A 1,264-nucleotide genomic window follows, 5' to 3' on the forward strand; every position below is an offset into this window, starting at 1 on the left:
CGAGTGCGGTGTCACGATTGTCGACTTTTAAGGGGCTGGACTGCTGGGGGTTTTTCGGACAGTGCTTGTTTGTGTTTCAGGCTGCCTTCTTCAGGTCCAGGAAATCGCTTTCGGCCTCGTTCGGGGTGCGATACCCTAGGGCTGAGTGAAGACGGACATGATTGTATCTCAGCTCGATCCACGAGGCAATATCGTTGATCGCCTTGTCCTTCGTGGGATACACCATCCGGTGGACTCTCTCGTTCTTGAGCGTAGCGTTGAATGACTGAAGCCCGAGCATTGTCCCAGCACACTCCCGTACGCCCCACCGAGGGACGAATACCATAGGAGTTGAGGTGATCCAGGAACTTCTGGGATGTGTACTGGCTCCCCCTGTCGGAGTGAAAGATCGTCACACCCTTCTTGATCGGGCACCTTCGTGCCGCCATGTCAATGGCCTGGCACACCAGGGAGGTGTGCATGTGGTCGGCCATCGCATAACCCACGACCTTCTTAGTACAGCAGTCCAGAACGGTCGCTAGATAGATAAACCCGGCCCACGTCCTGACGTAGGAGGGGGCACCTCCCGCTTGCGGGGGAATGTCCCCGCACCACTTACGTCCAGGTTCGTCGGCGGTGAAGTCCCGTCGGAGCAGGTCCGGGCGCGCATCCAGGTCCTTAGCCGGCACGGTGGTTCGGACTTTTGCCCGTGGCTGTGCGGCTTGCAGGCCCAGGTCGCGCATGATGGAGCGGATCGTGGAACCGCCGGCCCGGGCCCCGCGCCGCTCCAGGACCACCTGGATTCGCCGGTAACCGTAGGTGCCCTCACGAGCGCTCAAAAATGTCCTTAATCATCATGGCCAGTTCCTCCCTCCTGGTGGCCGTCTGTGACTGGGGTCGGTCGCGCCAGGAGTAGTACCCTGATTTTGATACCCTGGACCACCGGCACATTGAGGAGATGGGATAGTGGCCTTCTTCGCGGTTGATGACCTCGTAGCGGTCGGTCACGGTCGTTCCTTGGCGAAGAAGGCGGCTGCTTTTTTCAGGAACTCGTTCTCCTGACGCAGCTCACGAACCTCCGCTTTGAGTTTTGCTATCTCGGCTGACTCGGCTGCCTTCTTGCGGTCCTGATCGGTGGCGTGCTCTTTCCTGTACCTGGCGACCCAGTTACCCACCGTTTGGGCTACAAGGTCGTATGAGGCGGCCACCGAGGAGATGGTGCGGTCCTTCTCGATCACCTCACGCACCACCTGGGTCTTGAACTCGTCTGAGTATTTCGCTGCTG

At 59.3% G+C, this 1,264-nt stretch carries 3 protein-coding genes and 1 pseudogene; all 4 read right to left on the bottom strand.

Going from position 1 to position 1,264, the window contains the following annotated elements; all coding sequences use genetic code 11:
- Positions 1 to 76: 76 nt before the first annotated feature.
- On the bottom strand, positions 77 to 325 hold the full coding sequence (locus BKH32_RS13330; protein ID WP_343213305.1) for an integrase core domain-containing protein: 249 nt from the start codon (positions 323 to 325) through the stop codon (positions 77 to 79).
- Positions 306 to 776, bottom strand: a pseudogene (locus BKH32_RS14795) (DDE-type integrase/transposase/recombinase); the annotation flags it as partial. The gene BKH32_RS13330 and the pseudogene BKH32_RS14795, both read right to left, overlap by 20 nt.
- A gap of 28 nt (positions 777 to 804) precedes the next feature.
- Entirely contained in the window at positions 805 to 987 is a 183-nt protein-coding gene (locus tag BKH32_RS13340; protein WP_081376796.1) for a hypothetical protein, read from the bottom strand.
- On the bottom strand, positions 984 to 1,264 hold a 281-nt coding region (locus BKH32_RS11315; RefSeq protein WP_143222815.1), incomplete at its 5' end, for a transposase. The genes BKH32_RS11315 and BKH32_RS13340, both read right to left, overlap by 4 nt.

It is taken from the genome of Actinomyces oris, assembly GCF_001929375.1.
Lineage (GTDB): Bacteria > Actinomycetota > Actinomycetes > Actinomycetales > Actinomycetaceae > Actinomyces > Actinomyces oris_B.